Raw genomic sequence first — 21,119 nt, forward strand, 5'->3', positions numbered from 1 at the left:
TTACTCCTTGCGCGCCGCGGCGGACACGCCCAACATTTCCAGGATCATCGCCTTGATCTGGCGCTTGCGCGGCAGCATCTCTTCTTCCAGCGTCATCGAGACCGGGATCGAGACCGGCGGCGCGCCCAGGCGCCGCGCCGGCGCTTTCAGCAATTCCGGCGCCTCTTCGTACATGCGCGCCACCAGTTCCGCGCCGATGCCGTTCATGGCATGCGACTCATGCACTGCCAGCAGGCGTCCGGTCCTGGCGACCGAATCGAGGACCGTCTCCATGTCCAACGGCACGACGCTGCGCAGGTCAACCACTTCGACCTCGATGCCGTACTGCTTGGAAAGCTCGGCCGCGGCTTCGAGGGCCTGCAGCACGCAGAAGCTGAAGGTCGCCACGGTGATATCGCGGCCGGGCCGTTTGACCTCAGCCTTGCCGATCGGCACGACATATTCCACGCCAGCCGCGGGCACGTCGCCCTTGGTGAAGTAGAGCAGCTTGTGTTCGAGGAAGACGACCGGGTTGTTATCACGGATGGACGCCAGCAGCAGGCCCTTGGCGTCGTAAGGCGTGCATGGCGCCACCACCTTCAGCCCAGGATACTGCGCCAGCGTGCTTTCCACCGACTGACTGTGCTGTGAGCCATAGCGCTTGCCGCCGCCCTGCTGCCCGCGAATGACCATCGGCACCTTCACCAGGCCGCCGTACATGTAGTGCATCTTGGCGGCCTGGTTGAGGATCTGATCGGCGGCAGACCAGGAAAAAGTCCATGTACATCAGTTCGCAGACCGGTCGCAAGCCGGCATGGCGCGCCACGGCCATGCCAATGAAGGCCTGCTCGCTGATGGGGGTGTCCAGCAGGCGCTTGGGGCCGAATTCATCGAATAAGTTACGTGTGACGCGGAAGAGGCCGCCGTACTGCCCCACGTCTTCACCCATCAGGAAGACGTTGCTGTCACGCTGCATCTCTTCGCGTAAGGCTTCGTTGATCGCTTGAATATAAGTTGTTGTTCGCATCGCCATTTTTGGTATACTCCTTACGCCGCCTCAGGGGGCAAAGACGTCGGTGTAGGCCTCGGATAGATCGGGCCACGGGCTTTTCTCGGCAAATTCCACGGCCGCCTTGACCTCTGCCTCCACCTCGTCGCGCACCTGCTGCATCTCAGCCTCGCTGACCCCGCGTGCGACCAGCTTCTGCGTCAGCACCACCAATGGCTCATGCTGACGCTGATACTCGATCTCCTCAGGCGTGCGGTAGGTCTCCAAATCGCCCGCCATATGCCCTGACAGCCGATAGGTCAGACCTTCGATGAAGGTGGGGCCTTCGCCGGCCCGCGCCCGCGCCGCGGCCTGCGAGATCGCGGTGTAGACCACCTCGACATCGTTGCCGTCAATCTGCACGCTGGCCATGCCATAGGCGCGGGCAAACAGATAGAGTTCGGGCGGCGAGGCGGTGCGATAGGTCGGCGTCATTTCGGAGTAGCGATTGTTCTCGCAGTAGAAGATGATCGGCAGCTTCCACTTGCTGGCGATGTTGAGTGTCTCGTGCATGACGCCCTGGAAGATGGCGCCTTCACCAAAGAAGGTGATGGCGACGCGGTCCTCGCCGCGCAGGTAACTGGCCAGGGCCAGGCCGGCCGCGTGCGGCACCTGTCCGCCCACGATGCCGTTGCCGCCATACAGGCCCAGGCTCGGCTCGATGAAGTGCATGGAGCCGCCCTTGCCACCGGCAAAGCCGGTGGCGCGGCCCAACACCTCGGCGATGGCGACCGTCGTCTTCATGCCGCGCGCCAGGGCGTGATGGTGGCCGCGATAGGTGTGAGTGATGTAGTCGTCAGGGCGCAGGGCCGCGGCCATGCCAACCGCGCTGCCCTCATGGCCAATGGCGGTGTGCATGGCGCCGCCAATCTTGCCTGAGACGGCCATCTCAAGCAGCGATTCCTCGGTTCGCCGGATGAGCACCAGGGTGTGGAACATCGCTTTCAGTTGCTCGGTGGGCAACTGGATGACCTCCAGCTTGGTGTCCGCGCCAGATGACCAAAGATTCGTGGTCAACGAATTGGACATAAACATTTCCTTCCCGTTCTGTGACATGGGTTCGTCGCGCATCGGGTGCGCGTGATTCAAGTTTGACGGTTGATTGCCATCAGACGTAACTGGATCGGGCAACAAAAAAGACACAGGCGTCTATCATTTGCATCGAGTGCGTCAAGACGCCTGTGTCTTCACGACAATGATTCGAAGTTGGGGACTATTATACACACGCCGGGCCGGATGGCAAATGCACCTACCCGTTCGGGTAGGTAGGTAGCTACCCGGTGGCATGTTTGCATTGCCGTAGGTCCGACCTCCTGGTCGGACAACGTTGGACGAGAGAAGCAAGCTCTGCGCTCTCATGCCCGCGCTTGACGTGAGTCACGCGCCCGGCTATCATACACCGGTATGGCAAAAACCACGGACTCGCCTAACTCGCTGCTCATTCGGCCGGAGATTCGTCTGCGTCCGGTCGCGGACCTGACCATAGACCCGCGCGCCGACCTTGCCCTCTACCAATTGAAGCTCATGGCCGCGCACCTGCAACTGGTGACGGGGTTCGAAGAGCTTCTCGCGCTCGCCGTGATTCCCTTCCAGCCCTTCGATTACCAGATTCGCGCCGCACGCACCGCGCTGCGGCGTTTGCGCGGCCGCGGTCTGCTGGCCGACGAGGTGGGCCTGGGCAAGACGATCGAGGCCGGCCTGGTGCTGAAGGAATACCTGCTGCGCCAGATGGTGTCTCGGGTCCTGATCCTGACCCCGCCCGGTCTGGTGGAGCAGTGGCAGGAAGAACTGGCGGTCAAGTTCGATCTGACCGATTTTGTCACCAGCAACAGCCCGGAGTTTCGCAGCCTGGGGGCAGGCGCCTGGGAACGTTACCCCCGCGTCATCGCGTCGCTGGCCACCGCGCGCCGCGCCGAACATGCCAGCGCCATCACGGCCAAAGAATACGACCTGGTGATTGTAGACGAGGCCCATCATCTCAAGAACCGCTCATCGGCCTCCTGGCAGCTCGTCAACGCGCTGCAGAAGAAATACATCCTGCTGCTCACCGCGACCCCGGTGCAAAATCGGCTCACGGAGCTGCATAACCTGGTCACGGTGCTCAAGCCGGGCCAGCTCAAAAGCCCCAAGGAGTTCAGCCAGCAGTTCGTGGTGCGCGGCGATCCGCGCCTGCCCAGGAACCGTGCGCTGCTGCGCGATCTGCTGGCCGACGTGATGGTGCGCCACACCCGCAGCCAGATCAGCCTGAAGCTGCCGCCGCGCCGCGCCCACACCATTCGCTTGAAGCTGCATCCCGACGAACAGGCGCTCTACGATGGCATCGCGACCCTGGCCCGCCAGATGATCGCGGACCAGATCACGGCCGCGCACCGCTTCGGGGTGATGACCCTGTTGCGCGAGGCGGGCAGCAGCGCCGCCGCGACCATTTCCACCTTGCGCTCGCTGGCCGGCAGCGCGTCCCTGGCGCCCTACCGGGCCACACTGCTGCACCTGATCGCGCAGGCCGAAACCGTGGTCGCCGCGGCCAAGGCCGACGCCCTGCACAAGCTGTTGACCGCTCAGCTGGCTGACGGTCGCGGGGACAAGGTGATTATCTTTACTCAGTTCCGCGCCACGCAGGAGATGCTGGCTGAGCGCCTGCGCGGGGAGAACATGTTTTGTGTGGTCTACCACGGCGGCCTCAGCACGGCGCAAAAGAATGCGGCGATTCACGAATTTCAGGACAACCAACCGATCCTGCTCTCGACCGAGGCGGCGGGCGAGGGGCGCAACCTGCAATTCTGCCGGGCGATGGTCAACTTCGATCTGCCCTGGAACCCGATGCGCATCGAGCAGCGGGTCGGTCGCATTCATCGCGTGGGGCAGGACCGCCCCGTGGACATCTTCAACCTGGCCGCCGAAGGCACCATCGAAGATTTCGTGTTGGATATCCTGGATCGCAAACTGAACATGTTCGAGCTGGTCATTGGCGAGATGGATATGATCCTGGGGCAGATGGGTGACGAGCGCGATTTCGAGGAGATCATCCTGGAGATTTGGGCGCAGGCGCGGTCACACCAGGACATGCAGCAGGGTATGACGGGTCTGGGCGAGGACCTGGTGAAAGCGCGCGCGGCCTATCGGCACGCCCAGGAGTACGATGAAGCCTTGTTTGGAGAGGATTTCAACTCGGAATGAGTGATCAGAGCACGGCCGAGCACTTCGATCTGGCTCGCTTTGTGTTAGGTTATCTCGAACACGAAGGCAGCATTCTTGCCGCGCCCGCCTACGGCATGCATGAGGTGTTGTTGCCCGATGCACTGGCGGCGGGACTGCACGTCGAAGCCTATCTGAAACTGATCTTCGATGCCAGTGGAAACGCCGAAGCCCTGCGCGTTTCGGTGAACCACCCCCTGGTGGAGGCGATTGCCAGCCGTCTGTTGGGCGAAGTTGGCTACGCCCAGGTGGCAGTCAACCACGTGCGGTTGGAGAAGCGGGGCCTCTTCGACATGGCGGCCAAGTCCTGGGGCTTTCCCAACGCCCGCCTCAGCCCGCAGCGCGACGCGGCGGAGCAGGCCGCCCTGCATCACTATCTGCGCTTCAATTTCAAGGCCACCTTTCTCAGCGACGAGAAGCAGGAGCAGATTATTTCCGTGATGCTCGATGTGCAGGGTGGGTATGCGGTGCGTGACGCCGAGCTGCTGGAGCGGCTGGTATCCTTCGAGACCGAGACGGCTTTTCCCCGTCTGGCGGTGGCGCAACCCCACTGGCAAGGCGCCGGCGACGCGCTGGCTCCTGCCACCTTGCGGGCGCTGCTTTCTCGTGCCACGGTCGCAGCCGAGGCTTCCCTGGCCGACCGGCTGGCGACTTTGCAGACGCGCACGCAGCGCTTTCTTGAGTTGGATCGGGCGCGCCTCGAAGACTACTACGATTCGTTGGAGCATGATCTGAAGCAGCGCCTGGCGCGGACGGAGACTACCGAGGTCGAGCGGCGCCGAAACGCCGAATCCAAGCTCGAAGCCCTGGCCGCAGAACGCAGCGCCAAGCTGGCCGACGCCCTGGCCCGCCACCAGATCCGGGTTGAGCTGGATCTCATCAACATGCTGCTCATCGTGCAACCCAAGGTGGTGCTGCCAGTGACCATCGCCAATCGCCGCGCGACGGTTACCCGCTTTGCCGTTTGGAACCCATTGGTGCATCGCCTGGAGCCATTGCTGTGCGATTATTGTGGCCAGCCAGGCGAGAACCTCCATCTCTGCACCGGCGGCCATCTCGCACATGACCACTGCCTGGCCCCTCGCTGCATCGAGTGCAATCGCACCTACTGCCAACTGTGTACCGATCAGATGCAGACTTGCGTGGTGTGTGGGCAGGCAGTCTGCCGCGCCAGCCTGCGCGTGTGCCCGGTGTGCGGACGCGGCGCCTGTGGAGAGCATCAGACGCTGTGCCACGCGGATGCCGGCCAGCCGGCGACGCTGAAAGGGACGCCTCCTCCTCCTCCTCCTCCGCCGCCGCCGCCGCCGCCTCCCCCCGCCGCCCAAAGCGAGCGCCAAACCTGCGGCGTCAGGCCCCGTTGGGCAGAAGCGCCCCGCCGCCAAGCCGACGCGGCCAGCCGCGCCGGCCGTCCCTGTGCTCAAAGCGGTCGAGATCAACCTGGAGATCTACGAAGATACGCCGCGCATCGTGGCCTTCGTGATGCGCTCAACCAGTCGGGTGCTGGCGACCCGCGAGATCAGCCTGATGGAACGAGGCATTCTCATCCAGTGCCAATGTGAGAAATCGCCCTGCCCGGCCAACGGCTGGATACACCGTCCAGCGCTGGTCGCTGGGCTTCAACAGCAGATCGCGGACTTCCTGTCGGCGCTGCAGCATGAGTACTTTCTGCCATCGAAGCGCGTCAACTACTACTACCTGCGCGGCCAGCAGGTGACGAAACCTGCTGTGTTCATTCTGCCCTCGTGCTGGCGCGATGAGACGCTGCTCGCCCAGGCGCGCCAGGAATTCGACCGCAACCAACGGCTGCGCTGAGACCCGCGAACTCTTCGACATTCGGCTCTGATTCGTGTATAATAGGCGCCAACGCATCCGCCTCGGTGCGACGATTACATCGAACACTCAACCACAGCGGCGCCTTGTCGGGCGCCGGGGAGGCAGCAGTCATGCCCAGCGATTCCTATCAATCGGATTTTATCTACGGTCTCCATGATCCCGGCGGCGAATGGGTGATGGAGCAGGCCGGCGCTAAAGGCTGGATTCTCTTCACCGAAGCGATCGGCGCGGATCCCAACGACCGCGGCGGGCGCGACTACAGCGACTACGGCAACCGGGGCTTCGGCGTCATGGTGCGCTTGAACAACGGCTACGAGCCGGCCGGTACGATCCCGCGCTCGGATCGCTACAACGATTTTGCCCGTCGCTGCGCCAATTTCGTGCAGAACTCGCGTGGCTGCACGATCTGGATCATCGGCAACGAGATGAATCACCCGGTGGAACGGGCCGGCGGCGCGGGCGGCGAGGTCATCACACCGGAGTTGTATGCCCGCTGCTACCGCCAGTGTCGCGAGGCCATGCACCTGGTGCAGCCTCAGGCCCAGGTGCTGGTGGGCGGCGCGGCGCCCTGGAACCCTTCCACGACCTATCCCGGCAACCCCAACGGCGATTGGGTGCTCTACTTTGCCGACATCCTCAAGCTGATTGGCCCGACCAACTGCGACGGCTTTACCCTGCACGCCTACACGCACGGCGATGACCCCAACCTGATTGCCAGCGACGCGACGATGAACGCCCCCTTCCAAAATCGGCGCTACAACTTCCGGACGTACCAGGATTTTCTCAATGCCGTGCCTGCTTCCATGCGCAGCCTGCCCTGCTACATCACCGAAACGGACCAGGGAGACATTGCCTGGACCAATCGCAACACGACATGGGTGCAGCGCGCCTACGGCGAAATTGATTGGTGGAACCGGCAGCCCGGCAACCAGGTGATTCGCGCCCTGATCTTGTATCGCTGGCCGCAGGTGGCCGGCGACCGCTGGGGCATAGACGGCAAGCAGGGCGTCATCGAAGACTTCCGTGAGACGTTCAAGTGGCGCTACACCTGGCCCGATAAATTGCAGCAACGGCCGGAAATCCAGGCCCGCTTTGTGGAACACACCGTGCCCGCGGCACTGACCGCGGGCAGCGTCAGCAGCGTCAAGCTGCGCATACGCAACGAGGGCAGTAAGACCTGGCCCAAAGCCGGCGCCAACCCGGTGCGCCTCGGCTACCATTGGCTGAACGCCAGCGGCGCCGAAGTCTCCTTCACCAACGGCGATCTGCGCACCGAACTGCCCAACGATGTGCCGGCGAATGGCGAAGTCACCTTTGCGGCCGCGAAATTGGCCGTGCCCACGCAAGCCGCCAAGTACACCCTGCGCTGGGACCTGGTGGAGGAAGGTGTTGCCTGGTTCCGGTCACGGGGCAGTCAGCCGCTGACCGTGGCGGTGGAGGTGAAGGCCGGCCAATCTGACCCGGCGCCGCCGGTCGAGCAGTTCTTCCCGGAGACCAAAAAGACGGTGCGTGGCCCCTTCCTGGATTGGTTCCGACGCTTTGGCCTCGATGTGGCCGGCTATCCCATCACCGATGAATACCGGGACACGCAGAGCGGACTGCAGACGCAGTATTTCCAGCGCGTGGCGCTGGAACTGCAACAGAACACCGTGCGCCTGCGCCTGGCCGGCGTCCAGGCCCTGGAGGCGCAGCAGCAGATCGGGCAGTTGCAGGCGCGCATCAAGCAACTGGAAGATCAGATCAAGCGGGGCAACGGCGTGGGCGTCCGCATTCCGCAACCGACCATCCAGGACATCGCCAACAGCCTGCCACGTGATGCCAGCGCGCTGATTCAGCGGCCGCAGAGTGACATTCAGTACCTGGTGGTCAATCACACGGCCGTGCGGCCGGAGATCGGCGCAGACCGCGTGGCCGAGGCGCAGCGCAAACGTTGGCCGGCCATCGTCCATCAGTATTTCATCACGGTGGACGGCGCGATTCAGCAAACCAACCCGCTGACCGAGGTCGTGTCGCGCGCCGAGTCCTACATCTACAACGCAGTCAACATTGCCATTGCCGGCAATTTTACCGACGTGGCGCCCAATGAGGCGCAACTGAATGCCGCGGCCGCGTTGATGGCCTGGCTGCTGCAGGAACTCAAGCTGCCCGTGGAGGCGATCAAGGGGGTCAGCGAGTTCATCGTCACCGGGTCGCCGGGCCGCCAATGGCTGAGCGGACAGAATTACAAGCAGACCCTGCTGACCAGGATTCAGGCCATCAAGCCGGAGGGTGACGGCGCATCGCCCATCCCCAGCGCGGAACTGGAGGCGCTGCGCAACCAGGTCAAGGAACTGAACCTTCAACTGGCGACGCGGCAGGCGCAGCTCGATGGCCTCAATCGCCAGGTGACGGATCTGTCCGGCCAGATCAAGGCGCGGCAAGACCAGGTGGATGCCTTGACGCGCCAGGTGCAGGAGCTGGCCGGTCAGATCAAGGCGCGGCAGGACCAGGTGGATGCCTTGACGCGCCAAGTGCAGGAGAAGGATGGCCTGGTGGATGAACTGAACGGCCAGATCATCAGCCTGCAGATGGAAACGGACGACCTGCGCGCCCAACTGGAGGCGGCGTTGGCGGCCGGCGGCGGCCCGCATGGCCCTGGCCTGCTGCCCGCGCCCATCATCAGGGACGTGATCGCGCAGTTGCCGCGCAAAGAGGGTTTCAAGTCACGCGATCTGGCCCAGGTCAAGCTGGTGGTCATCAATCACACGGCGGTAGACCCGTCGGTGACGGCGGAACGGATTGCGCAGGCGCACATGGGCCGTTGGCCCGGCATCACCTACCATTATTACATTCAGGCCGATGGCGCCATTCTGCAGACCGGGCGCCTGACCGAAAGCGTGGACGACCTGCAGGCGTGGCTGTTCACCGGCGTGCAGGTCTGCTTTGCCGGCAACTTCAAAGTCGTGACGCCCACCGATGCGCAGCTCGACGCCGGCGCGCGGCTGTGCGCCTGGCTCCTGCAGCAGTTCAAGCTGCCGATCGAGGCGCTCAAGGGCGTGAGCGAATTCGTCGCGACCGCGTCCCCCGGCGCGCAGTGGCTGCAGGGCGCCGTGTACAAGAACACCCTGGTGGCCAAGGTCAAGGCGGTGCAGGCCAGCGCCCCGCCCGACGGCGGCGGCGCGGACACGGCCGCGCTGCGCGGCCAGATCGAGCGCCTGAAGCAGGACCTGGCCGCAACGCAAACGTCGCTCAACACCGCGCAGACCACGCTCAACACCACGCAAGCGACGCTCGATACCACGCAGGCGCAGTTGACCGCGGCGCAGCAGAACGCCACGCGCCTGCAAACCGCGCTGACGCAGTCCCAGGCGCAGGCGCAGACGTTGCAGGGCCAGGTGACGACCCTGCAAGGTCAGGTTGGCCCTCTGCAACAGGACAAAACCGCTCTGCAGAAGCAGGTTGGCGGCTTGCAGCAGGACAAGACTACGTTGCAACAGCAGGCTGGCGTGCTGCAGCAGGACAAGACCACTCTGCAGAAGCAGGTTGGCACGTTGCAGCAGGACAAGACCACGTTGCAGAAGCAGGTTGGCGGCTTGCAGCAGGACAAGACCACGTTGCAACAGCAGGTGGGCGCGTTGCAGAAGCAAATTCAGGACCTGCTGGCTGGCGGTGGGGGCACGCCCAAGCCGGTTGGCGTCGAGAAGCCGCAGTTCGAAGTTCTTGCGGACAAGCTGCCTTTGAGCACGACGCCCGGCAATGTCTACGGTAAGCGTCAGAAGTCGGCCATCACGCACATCGTGGTGCATCACACGGCCGCGCCGGCCGAGGTAGGACCGGACCGCCTGGCAGCCTATCACGTCAACAGCCGGAGCTGGCCGGGCATTGGCTATCATTTCTTCGTGGGTGCGGATGGCACGCTCTATCAGACGAACCACCTGGAGACCGTTTCCTATCAAACCGGCGGCCAGAACAACCACAGCATGGGCATTGTCTTTGCCGGCAACTTCACCGACGTGCCACCGACGCCGATTCAGATCGAGCGCGGCGCGCACCTGATCGCCTGGCTGGCGCAGGATCTGAAGGTGCCCAACAGTCAGATCATGGGGCACAAGGAAATGCCCGAACAGCAGACCGCCTGCCCCGGCAATCAATGGACGGGCGGCCAGCAGTGGAAGAAGCTGTTGTTCCAGCGCATCCAAAGCCTGCAAAGCGGCGAGAGTGAGGCGCCGGCCAAGTTCATCCGCCATTACCTCCTGCTGTGGTGGCGCAGCCCGACCATGTGGGCCGAGCCAGATTACCAGGGCGCGGCGAAGTACATTGCACGCTTCGAACCGACCGTCGGTTTCTCACCGGATGAGGCCAAGCTGGCCGACTATGTCACCATCATCGGCGGGCCGGGCGGCACACCGGGCGATGTGGACGACAAGCTGCGAGCCGCGGGCGTCAAGGTGGAGCGCATCGCCGGCGCCGATTTCACCGATACCAAGCGCCAACTCGACAGCCTGGCCGAGAGCGGACGACGCTTTCGCAGCTTTGATGTGGGGGATGTGGGGTAAGAGGAATGCCGAATCCTTCGTATCACGTGTCGCTGCCGGTGTTCGCAGGCCCGCTCGATCTGCTGCTGCATCTGATCGAGCGTGATGAGCTGGATATCACGGCTGTTTCGTTGGCCCAGGTCACCGGACAGTACCTGGAATATCTGACTCAGATGCAGTCGGCCCTGGATGAGGCGCAGGGCGATGCGCTGGCCGATTTCCTGGTGGTGGCCGCCAAGCTGCTGTGGATCAAGTCAAGGGCCTTGCTGCCCAAACCGCCGGCGCCTGAACGAGATGAGGAAGATCCGGCAGAGGCGTTGGCCCAACAGTTGCGCGAGTACCGACGCTTCAAGTTGGCTGCGCTGGCGTTGCGTCAGCGCGAAGAAGCACACCAGCCGATGTATGCGCGTGCTGCGCTGGCGCCGGTGCTGCTGCGGCCGCCGGGGCCAGGCGAAGGAAACCTGGCGGCGCTGCTCAAGGCGGTGCAGCGGGCGCTCGTCAGCCTGCCGCCCACCCAGCCGGCGGGCACAATCGTCACGCCGCTGCTATTCACCGTGCATGACAAGATCGCCCTGATTCTGGCACGCCTGGACGCGCTCACCCCGGCTTCGCACGGCATCACCTTCGGCGAACTGCTGGAGACCGCCAACTCCGCGGTGGAAATCGTCATCACCCTGCTGGCCGTGCTGGAATTGATGAAACGACGCCAGGCGCGCGTCGAACAGGAGAGCTTGTTTGGGCAAATTACGATCAGATTTGCCACAGACCCCCTGCCGGCGCTATAATGCGGCTATCTTCAGCAAAGGAGGGTGTGCCCGGCGAATCAACGCCATGTTAGACCCAACGTAGGAAAGAGAGCGCATGGACTGCACGACGCCCGACAGCGCGCAGTTGACGAGGAAGAGGTTCTCCTCCGCGAGGAGGAGCTAACCAGGCGCACAGCGCCTGGGAAAATCGAAAGATCAGCGGATGCCTCCAGAGCCTGACCACGGTCCTGCGGCCAGGTTTCTACATTAAGGAAGTACTTCTTGAAGAAGTACCCCTTTTCACCACGAAACCGGCCAGGATTCTTTCCTCCTGTAATCCATCGCGTACCCACACAAACTCCGGCGGCGACGGCGGCCACAAATGGGAAGCGCAGTGGCAAATCCGGCTCGCCAGGGCCATCGCGCCCTGGGCGGGTCAACGCACGTTATGCACTTTGCACTTTGCACTTTGCACTTTGCACTCTGCACTCAGGAGGACTCTCACCATGTGTGGAATTGTTGGCTATGTAGGGTCGCGCGCGGCCACCCCGATCGTCATCGAGGGGCTGAAGCGGCTGGAATATCGCGGGTATGATTCGGCCGGCCTGGCCGTCCTGACAGACGGTCACATTGAAATTCGTCGCGAAGTCGGTAAGTTGAGCGGCCTGATCGAGATGCTGCACACGCAGCCGGCCGATGGCTGTGTGGCGCTGGGGCATACGCGTTGGGCCACGCACGGCAAGCCCAGCCGCCGCAACGCCCATCCGCATCCCAACCGCAACGGCGACATCGTCGTCGTGCAAAATGGCATCGTGGAAAACTTCCGCGAACTGCGCGCCGAGCTGGAGAGCGAAGGGGTCGAATTCCGCTCTGACACCGACACCGAGGTCATCGTTCATCTCATCAGCCTCTATTACCAGGATGGCCGCGATCTGGCCGAGGCCACGCGCCTCGCGCTTACGCACCTGCGCGGGCCGAGCGCGCTGGTCGTTCTCAGCAGCCGTGAGCCAGACCGGCTGATCACCGCCCGCCTGGGCAACGCCGGCGGCGTCAGCATCGGCTATGGCGAGGGCGAGATGTTCATTGCCTCCGATATGACGGCCATCCTGGAGCACACGCAGCGCATCGCCTTTCTCGAACCGCGGCAAATGGCGGTGGTGACGCAGCACGACGCGCACTTCTTCGACCTGGACGGCGTCCCGTTGACCGTGCAGGTTCACAGAATGGCCTGGGACCCCGTGTCCGCGGCCAAAGGCGAGTATCGCCACTTCATGCAGAAGGAGATCTACGAGCAGGCCCAAACGCTGACCGATACGATCCGCGGCCGCGTAGACTTTAGCACGGGTGATGTGGAACTGCACCAGGTGACGCTCACTGCCGCGCGCGCGCAGGCGCTCTCGCAGATCATCACCGTCGCCTGCGGCACGTCGTACTTTGCCGGCCTGGTCGGCCAGTTCATGTTCGAGGAACTGGCAAACCTGCCGGTGCGAGTGGACTACGGCTCAGAGTTCCGTTATCGCAACCCGGTGATGGATGACAAGACGCTCTTCGTTGCCATCACGCAGTCGGGCGAGACGGTTGACACGCTGGCCGCCCTGGAGGAAGCGCGCAATAAGGGCGCACACCTGGCCTCCATCGTCAACGTGATTGGCAGCCAGGCCGCGCGCCTGGCCGACAGCCTGATTACCATGCAGGTAGGGCCGGAGATCGGCGTCGCTTCGACCAAGGCGTTCACGGCATCGCTGGTGGATCAGTATCTGCTGGCCATTCACCTGGGCACCCTGCGCGGCGCACTGGGCGCCCGCCGCCGCCGCCAACTGCTGGATGACCTGGCGCGCCTGCCTGCGCTGGTCAGCCGCGTGCTCGACGTGGCGCAGCAACCTCATTACGAGCAGTTGGCGCAGCGCTTTCATGACTTCAATAATTTCCTTTTCCTGGGCCGCGGCATCAACTATCCGATCGCCCTGGAAGGCGCGCTCAAGCTCAAGGAGATCAGCTACATCCACGCGGAGGGCTACCCGGCCGGCGAGATGAAGCACGGGCCGATTGCCCTGATTGACGAGCGCATGCCGGTGGTGACGATTGCCGTGCAGGACCGAGTGTACGACAAGATGGTCAGCCAGATCGAGCAGGTCAAGGCGCGCAATGGCATTGTCATCGCCGTGGCGACCGAGGGCGATGAGTTCATCAGGACCAAGGCGGACTATGTGCTCTATGTCCCGCCGACCCCGCCGCTGTTGGCGCCGATCCTCAGCGTGATCCCCTTGCAGTTGCTGGCCTATCATATGGCCGTCTGGCGCGGCTGTGACGTGGATCAACCGCGCAATCTCGCGAAGAGCGTAACGGTGGAGTAAAGCAGTCACCAGAAAGGACAAATATGGGCAGTTTCAGTGGTTTTTGGCGCACTCTCAAGGTGCTGTGGACGTGGGGCGATCAACTGGCGCCCTTTTTCGAGGCATTACCGCGCAACCTGGCCGTCGCCGGCGATGCCATGGTCATCGGTGGTGAGGGCGCGCTGCGCGCGGGCCAGGCCTTCAACGGCGCCGCGGCGACCAGCGTGCAGCAGATGCTCGAGGCAGTGGCAGCGGCCGTGGCCAGTTGCAACCGCGAACTTGACGCGGTGGCCGGGCAACTGGAGTCGGCCGGCAATTTCCTCAACCAAGTCGCCATCCCGGTCATCGAACCAACCACGACCAAGATTCTGGGCATTGACGTGGTGACGGGCCTCAAACCGACGACCATGCGCCCCTTTGGCTCGGTGGATCATGAACTGGAAGCGGCGGCCGGCAGCCTACGCAACGCAGGCCAGGCGCTCGACACCAGTGCCACCCATCTGCGCAGTCTGCGCAGCGCCCTGCAAGGCGCGGGTCAGGACCTCGATCACCTGGGCCGGGCGCTGCAGGACAGCGGGCAGGCGTTGCAGCGGAGCGGAGACTAGCATTCAGCACTTTCTTTTCGTCGGTACGTTTGGGCTGCGGCCGAAGGGGACGATGAGCCGCCGCGCGCTGCCGTGGGCGCAGGCATTGGCGCGGCAGGGACATACCGTCACCCTGCTGGCCCCGCCGTGGGACTGGCCGGCCGATGCCGGACGCCGCGCATGGGTTGGCGGCGTCGAGATCGTGCAGGTGCGCGTGGACGGCGGCCCGCTGGCGATTCTGATCCGCTTGCTGCTGGCGATCTGGCAACGCCGACCGACGGTGCTGGTTGCCTGCAAGCCAAAGGGTTACAGCGGCCTGGTGCTCTGGTGCCTGTGGTGGCAGCGACGGTTGGGCGGCTGGCGCGGGCAGTTGTGGCTCGACATGGACGATTGGGAAACCGGCTGGAATGAGCGTCTGGCCTACCCGCGGCCGCTGGCGCGCTTCTTCGCCTGGCAGGAGCCGTGGTGCCTGGCGCACGCCGATCGCGTCACCGCGGCCAGCCGTTGGCTGACCGCCTACGCAACCGCCGCTCGCCGGCAATCCCCCCGTTCTCCGGACTGCCGAACTCGTTCGGCTTCTGCGCCGGCTCAATCGGACCGCCGAACTTGTTCGGCGCCCGCCCCCATCGTTCATCTGCCCAATGGCATGGATCGCGCCGCCCTCACCGGCGACCTGACCGTCGCGCCACATGGCCCGCCGACCGCCCTCCTGTACACCCGTTTTGTGGAAGTGACGCCGGCCCGCATCGTGCGCGTGTGGGCGCAGGTGGTTCGCCAGGTGCCCGCGGCGCGGCTGATCGTGATTGGCGACGCGACCCCGGTCGGGCATTTCGCAGCAAATCCAAATGGTCCCGGAATCGAGGCTTCAGCCGGTCTGCCACAGGGTTCTCAAGTGCCCAATAACCGGCTAAAGCCTCCATTCCAGATGTCTTCAGCGACCACATTTGGAATTTCCGGGCGTTTCGAGCGCCCCTTGACCCTTTCCCCGGCCGCGGCCCTGCAAGCCCTGGCGACCGCCGCCGGGCTGGCGAGTTCGATCGTCGTGTTGGGCTGGACGCCGGCCGCCGCGCTGCCCGGCATCTTTGCCGCCGCGGACGTGGCCTGGGCGCCCGCGGCCGACACCGCCATCAACCGGGCGCGCTGCTCCGTCAAACTGGTGGAGATGCTGGCGGCCGGCTTGCCCCTGGTGGCCGATGACGTGGGTGAGGCCTCCACCTACGTGACCCCTGGCGTCAATGGACTGTTGATCTCGCCCGCTGCGGATGCGCTGACAGCGCAGGCGCTTTGCCAGCTCCTGACCGATCGCCCGCTTGCCCGCAGCCTGGGACTGGCCGCGGCACGGCGCGTGGCTGGCAACTTTCTTTGGGACACGCTGATCGAAAGGCTTTTGAGAGCAGAGATTAGAGATCAGAGATCAGAGATCGGGTACGTGGAAGGCGGATGATCTCCGGTCTCCGGTCTCCGGTCTCCGGTCTCTGACCTTTGGACTACTTCATGACTCACCAACGTCTTTCGCTGGCGGCCGCATGGCTGGCCGTCATTGCCTGGGCTGCGCTGATCTTTGGGTTTTCGGCGCAGTCCACGCTGCCGGACCTGACGCACGGCCTGCCTGATCTGCAGGACATTGCCGGGCACCTGGCCGCGTACGCCGGATTGGCCTTTTGGCTGGCGCTGGCCCTGCGTCGCACGCCTGGGGTGCGCCATCCCTGGCGTTGGGCCTTTGCTCTCGCGGTGCTGTACGGCCTGTCGGACGAGTTCCATCAGTCCTTCGTACCCAACCGTCACCCCGACCTGTTCGATGTCGCGACCGACATGGTCGGCGCGGCGCTGGCGCTGTGGCTCTGGCGTCGCCGGTTGCGCACCAGGGCGGCCCAGCCCGATGTCATGCCTAACCCTGCGGAATGATCAACCCTGGGGCATAGCCCACGAAGGTGGGCTTCGCAATCGTAGCAGCGACTTGCAGTCGCCGGGCCTGTGGTCTCAGGACCACATCCAATTTACGAATCAATGAGGACTTATGCTTCACAAACTGCGCGAACCGGTCAACGGTCTGACCCACCTGGGCGCCGCGCTGGTGGCGGCCGTCGGTCTCGGCGTCCTGGCCTACCTTGCACGGGACAATGCGGCGAAAGCTGCCTTTCTCAGCCTGTACGGGTTGACCCTGATTTTGATGTTCTCTGCCAGCGCGGCCTATCACATGGCCCAGGTCAGCCCCAGGGCGCTTCTCTTCTTGCGCAAACTGGATCATTCCGCCATCTACCTGCTCATCGCGGGAACCTACACACCCATCTGCCTGTACTTCTTCACCGGCTTCTGGCGCGGCGGTATGCTGGCGATCATCTGGTCGCTGGCCCTCATCGGCATTGTTGTCAAGATCTTCGTCATCCATGCGCCCCGTTGGCTGACGGCGGGCATCTACCTGCTGATGGGGTGGCTTTCCATCGCCGCCATCCGCCAGATTCTGGCCGCGCTTCCCGCCGGCGGCCTGTTCTGGCTCGTGTTGGGCGGGCTGTTCTTCACGGTTGGCGCCGTGATCTATGTGCTCAAGAAGCCTGACCCCTGGCCCGGCGTCTTCGGGTTCCACGAGATCTGGCACATCTTCGTCATTCTGGGCGCGTTCAGCCATTTCGTGCTGATGGCGGCCTATGTCGCGCCGTGAAGCGGGCTGATCAAAAAACGTTGGACTGTCTGTCAAACTCGGCTATTCCCTCACCACGAAGCGCACCTTCTGCACACCCTCGGCCATCTGCAGCGCGAACTGGGCCGAAGTCCCGCTCTGGGCCGCTTCGTTGAATTTGACTTCGAAGTCCGTGACGCCCTGCTCTCCCACCGCATCTATCGCGATCTTCTCCAGTTCGTCAGGGGGGAAGTCTCTGAGTTTCTTCTGGATCATGCTGCTGAGACCACTGACGGCTATCACTCGCTTCGAAGTCTCCCGCTCTTCCTTCTGGCTGCCCTTCTCGCTGCCCGCATCCTGCCCCCAGGGAATATCTACTTCGCATTTCGGTAATTCCCCGCCCCTATGGCTCTTGAGTTCTCTGGAGTAGCGGATGCTGTCGCCTTCGCCTGAATGATTCAGGCCAAAGTGCAGCGCCTCTGGTTTCTGGTGAATATCCACGGTCTTGACATCTCCGGCAAACAGGCAGAGAAGCACGCTGGGTGACAATCGTTCCATTCTGAGCATCGGCAGCTTGTTTTCGATACTGAGCTGCAGGCCGTCTTTGGTCCCTGCGATCAGGTACAAGGTCTCGTTCTCGTTGACATTCACGAGCCAGCGGCTGTCTGCCACGATCGGGCTTACCGCAACCGAGGAACCCGTGGCGAGGCCGAACCGCAGGGCGAGCAGACTGGCGTCGCCGTGATTCATGGCTTCCTGCAATGCCCGATCGGAAGCGATGCTCGCTTTGACCGGACTGGGGGGAGACAGCGTCTCGTGCTCGTAGTTTTCATGCGGCACGGCCTCGTCGTAGCCATCCACCTGCAGGTCGGGCCAGCCAGAGACGACCTCAGAACGGAGCAGAAAGCCGGTCACAATGGCGTGCGGTTTGGCGAGCGCATGCTGATCGTGGGCAGCGTCGCGCTCGTGGTCTGACGGCAGCACGCGACCGACACTGAAGGCGCCGTCGTGCAGGCAGCGAATCCACTCTGGATCAATCCAGAAAAAGCGCAGCGATTCCTGGGGCAGCATGCGTTCGCTGGGCGCCAGATAGTTGAAGGGCACACCCCGAAGCAGAGCCAGGCCCTCGAACCAGCGCCGCACATCAACGGGAAGATCAGTCGCGACGGGCTGACCGACGATCGGCAGGTGTTCCAACGCCTTCATCGCCTGCTGCCTCTCCTGCGCGTGCCGGTGCCGCCGCTTCCAGTCCAGCAAGCTGACGGCGACCTTCTCGTTCTGCAACGTAAGCAGGCGACCCAGTTCCCAAGCGGCTGCGTAGGAGACATCGAACATGGCGTTGGCGGGGTTGTAGCGCACCAGTTGATCGGCGCTGCGGGCGCAGAGGCTGCCCTCGGAGGCCTCCACGCGTCCGGGAGCCAGCGGGCCTCGGTACCACGACACGGAACGATTGCCCTGGCGCATCTCGTGGGGTAGCGCCACGTAGCCCTGTTCGGCGTATGGCCTGGCGGCATCGAGCTTGTCCGCGGGGAGACGCAGCGTACTTGGAGAGCGGCCCAGCCCATTGAGCAGGCCCTTGAAGCTGTGCTCCTCGGCCAGGCAGGTGAAGCGCCAGCTTTGCAGGCTGACAAGGCGGACAAAAGCTGGCGCCTGCGTCGGCGAAGCCGCCCTCCACCTCTCCACCAACGACCAGATGTCGCTCTTTTCCTGGCCCTCTTCTTCGTACAACCCCTCCAGGGACACCAGGTGCACAACACTCATGTGACCGGCTCTGGGCAAGCGGTTGGCGAGTAATGTGGCCACTTGGTCTCCGACCAGCGTGCCCAGATCGTCGGTGGGCTGGCGCACGTGACCCAAGAGTCGCACGTCTTCCAGCGACGGCAGGATCGCCTGGAGCAGGTCTCCCGCGACGTCAATAACGGCCACCGGATCGCCTTCCTGCTGTCCGGATTCGTGGGTGAACAGCGGCGAAAGCAGCCCATCGGGCGTGCTGGCCTGGGCGCCCGGCGCGAGGGTCCAAGTGTCTCCATCCCCGTGCAACGTGCAGGCCTTCGGCTCTGAGACCTTGCCGGGTGTGAATTCTGCTTCGGTGACCGTTGGATTGCCAGCACTCAGCTGTTTCTCGACCAACTCGTCCTGGTCGAACAGAAGCAGCGCCAACCATGGAGTCTTGAGCTTCGGCGAGTCTGCCAGTTCCTTTTCCGTCTCGCTGCGGTTCTCGGCTCGCGTTTCCAGCGCCTGCCTCTCCGCTGGGGTGAGTGGGTTCGAAACTCGCTCCCAAGGCAGGGTGCTGCGGTTGAAGTTGATATGGGGCAGGACGTTGGAGTGCTCGCCGAGGCTGCCGGCCGGTGGAAAGACCGCCCGGATCACCTGCGGCTCCACGGTGAAGCGCGGTCCCAGCACAGAAAATTGCCGTGTCTGCGAGGCGAATTCCTCGTGTACAAGGACGGTCGGCTGCTTCCCAGCGGCGCTGTCCTGGCCGGCGGGCGCCGCGGGCGGCGGTTTCGTCGCTACAATTGATTGCGTGACTGTAATCTCGTAATCGCCGCTCGGCAGTGCCGGCCGATGATTCTCGATGAACTCGATCTTGCCGGTTGGTTTCGTTGGTTTGCTATCTTCAGACATAGGTGAAAATCCTCACACCATCTCGATTTGGGGCGCATCGAGCGCATATTGATCGGCCGGTTGGCCAAAGATAACCGTCTCACCGCCAAGGCCCAGTTCTCTGAGGAGACGCTGGCGCACTTGCCAGGGCTGCTCCCTGTGCGCGCTGCCTGCATCTGTTTCTGTCGTCTTCTGGATCGTTTCGTTGACTTTCCGCCAGCCCGCCTGCTCGTCGGCCCTGAACATGGGGATCGACTGCCACTGGTAGGCGTCCGCAATGCGGTCGGTGTCGTATTGCAGCTCCCCGCGCTCCACCGGCAGCGTCACTGAGGGATGGAGGAGCACAGCCGGCAGCACCTCAAGCCCACCCAGCACGCCAGACACAAGCTGCCGCTCCGGGTTGACCTCCGGCTTCCTGAGAAATTCTTCTCCCGGACCCTCGAACCGCGGTTCATCCCACAGGGCCGACGGCACTTTCTTGAAAATCGGCTCGCAGCGGAAGAAGACCTCAGCGCCCGCATTGCCGTCACGTGTCATCCTGATCGTGTGAACGGTGGTCAACTCTCCGGGGTTGACGCCCATGGGAGCAATGCCAAAATCGGTGGCGACTTCGTATGCTTTGGCTGCACCCTGGCCCCCGGGATCTGAAAATCTGGTCCCGCGAACGAGTGGCATCTCACCCCGGTTTGCTTGCTTGATTGGGATCACTGAGTCGGTCACCAGGGAAAACTCCCTGGCGTTGATGACCCAGCGGTCCCCGCTCGCGCGGATCAGTCCCCGCTTCACCGACACCCCGCAGATCGCGTGAGGGTCCGTCTTCGCCGGGACGGGCGTGGCTGCCGTGTCGGCCGCTTTTCCCTTGTCGTCGGCAGGCGGCGCTATCTGCGGCAGGAATGCCGTGCTGAATTTCTCCCAGGTGATCGGCCGCAACTGCGGCTTTCCGGCGCCGAAGGTGACATCCAGCGCGTGGCTGATCCCCAACACCTTGAGATAAATCCGCGCCTCCCCGGCAAACTCCGGCCCCCAGATGTGCATGTCCCCACCCACGTTCAGCGAGAAGCTCGTGGAGTAGAAGAGCAGATGCGCCGAAATGGCGATGTTCAGGTCGAGTTTGACCGCAGCATCGTAATGGTAGGGCTGCCAGGTGATGAGGAAATCGGCGGCGATGTGCAGGTCGGCGCTAAAATCAACTCCGGCGATGCCAATATCGAAACCGCCCTGGATCGAGGCGTCGAGCTTGCCGCCAGCCATGAAGGCGTGAGCGGTGAGCGCGTAATAGAGCTGACCTTTGAGACTCAGGTTTGCTTTTTCGATAAACCAGTTGAGGGCGAGGGGCGCCACGATCGGATAGTGGTCGGGCTTGTGGAAGTCTGGGTGGTAGCCGCCCACCGTGTAAACGAAGTCGCCGGCATGCTCGCCGCCGAACCAGGCGTAGTAGGCGAATCCGCCGGTCAGATGGCAGTCGGGGCTGAAGACATACGACCCCGGGACCAGGCTGGCGCTAAGCCCCACAACGCCCTCGTCCGCGTGGAATTTCGCCTCCCAGTTCATGTAGATTTCCGCCAGCAGGGAGCCAGGCTTACCGCCAGCCTTCTGGGCCGGAATCTGCAGGTGAGACACACCCACCAGGTCGAACTGGTTGTGCTCGCCAAATTGGGCGATGATC

General features: G+C 63.5%; 12 protein-coding genes and 1 pseudogene. 10 read left to right on the forward strand and 3 right to left on the reverse strand.

Annotated elements, in window-relative coordinates:
* Both IPM84_04030 and IPM84_04035 read right to left on the reverse strand, forming a co-directional pair.
* Nucleotides 1-1,006 (reverse strand): annotated as a pseudogene (locus IPM84_04030) (alpha-ketoacid dehydrogenase subunit beta).
* A gap of 30 nt (nucleotides 1,007-1,036) precedes the next feature.
* Nucleotides 1,037-2,056, reverse strand: coding sequence for a thiamine pyrophosphate-dependent dehydrogenase E1 component subunit alpha (locus IPM84_04035; GenBank protein ID MBK9091938.1), 1,020 nt, complete (start codon nucleotides 2,054-2,056; stop codon nucleotides 1,037-1,039).
* A 375-nt stretch (nucleotides 2,057-2,431) separates the two neighbouring features.
* Between IPM84_04035 and IPM84_04040 the strand changes: the two genes are divergently transcribed.
* From IPM84_04040 to IPM84_04085, 10 genes are all read left to right on the forward strand, one after another.
* Nucleotides 2,432-4,204 carry a DEAD/DEAH box helicase gene (locus IPM84_04040; protein ID MBK9091939.1) on the forward strand — a complete coding sequence of 591 codons (1,773 nt, stop codon included), beginning with the start codon at nucleotides 2,432-2,434 and terminating at the stop codon, nucleotides 4,202-4,204.
* Nucleotides 4,201-5,781, forward strand: a complete 1,581-nt coding sequence (locus IPM84_04045) for a hypothetical protein (protein ID MBK9091940.1) — start codon at nucleotides 4,201-4,203, stop codon at nucleotides 5,779-5,781. Before IPM84_04040 ends, IPM84_04045 begins: the two co-directional genes overlap by 4 nt.
* On the forward strand, nucleotides 5,747-6,034 hold the full coding sequence (locus tag IPM84_04050; GenBank protein MBK9091941.1) for a hypothetical protein: 288 nt from the start codon (nucleotides 5,747-5,749) through the stop codon (nucleotides 6,032-6,034). Before IPM84_04045 ends, IPM84_04050 begins: the two co-directional genes overlap by 35 nt.
* A 131-nt stretch (nucleotides 6,035-6,165) precedes the next feature.
* On the forward strand, nucleotides 6,166-10,590 hold the full coding sequence (locus IPM84_04055) for an N-acetylmuramoyl-L-alanine amidase (GenBank protein ID MBK9091942.1): 4,425 nt from the start codon (nucleotides 6,166-6,168) through the stop codon (nucleotides 10,588-10,590).
* A 5-nt stretch (nucleotides 10,591-10,595) separates the two neighbouring features.
* A complete protein-coding gene (locus tag IPM84_04060) occupies nucleotides 10,596-11,354 on the forward strand; it encodes a segregation/condensation protein A (GenBank protein MBK9091943.1) in 759 nt (252 codons plus the stop codon).
* Between the two features lie 467 nt (nucleotides 11,355-11,821).
* Nucleotides 11,822-13,669, forward strand: coding sequence for a glutamine--fructose-6-phosphate transaminase (isomerizing) (glmS, locus tag IPM84_04065; GenBank protein ID MBK9091944.1), 1,848 nt, complete (start codon nucleotides 11,822-11,824; stop codon nucleotides 13,667-13,669).
* Between the two features lie 23 nt (nucleotides 13,670-13,692).
* Complete coding sequence (locus IPM84_04070) at nucleotides 13,693-14,253, forward strand: hypothetical protein (GenBank protein MBK9091945.1); 561 nt, start codon at nucleotides 13,693-13,695, stop codon at nucleotides 14,251-14,253.
* A gap of 52 nt (nucleotides 14,254-14,305) precedes the next feature.
* Nucleotides 14,306-15,676 (forward strand): glycosyltransferase, encoded by a 1,371-nt coding sequence (locus IPM84_04075; protein ID MBK9091946.1) that lies wholly within the window; start codon nucleotides 14,306-14,308, stop codon nucleotides 15,674-15,676.
* Nucleotides 15,677-15,726: 50 nt separating this feature from the next.
* Complete coding sequence (locus IPM84_04080) at nucleotides 15,727-16,137, forward strand: VanZ family protein (protein MBK9091947.1); 411 nt, start codon at nucleotides 15,727-15,729, stop codon at nucleotides 16,135-16,137.
* Between the two features lie 112 nt (nucleotides 16,138-16,249).
* Complete coding sequence (locus IPM84_04085; protein ID MBK9091948.1) at nucleotides 16,250-16,891, forward strand: hemolysin III family protein; 642 nt, start codon at nucleotides 16,250-16,252, stop codon at nucleotides 16,889-16,891.
* Nucleotides 16,892-16,933: 42 nt separating this feature from the next.
* On the opposite strand, the gene IPM84_04090 is transcribed toward IPM84_04085, so the two are convergent.
* Complete coding sequence (locus IPM84_04090) at nucleotides 16,934-19,474, reverse strand: hypothetical protein (protein ID MBK9091949.1); 2,541 nt, start codon at nucleotides 19,472-19,474, stop codon at nucleotides 16,934-16,936.
* Nucleotides 19,475-21,119: the final 1,645 nt, after the last annotated feature.

Source organism: Candidatus Amarolinea dominans, from assembly GCA_016719785.1.
In the GTDB taxonomy this organism is placed as follows: Bacteria; Chloroflexota; Anaerolineae; order SSC4; family Amarolineaceae; genus Amarolinea; species Amarolinea dominans.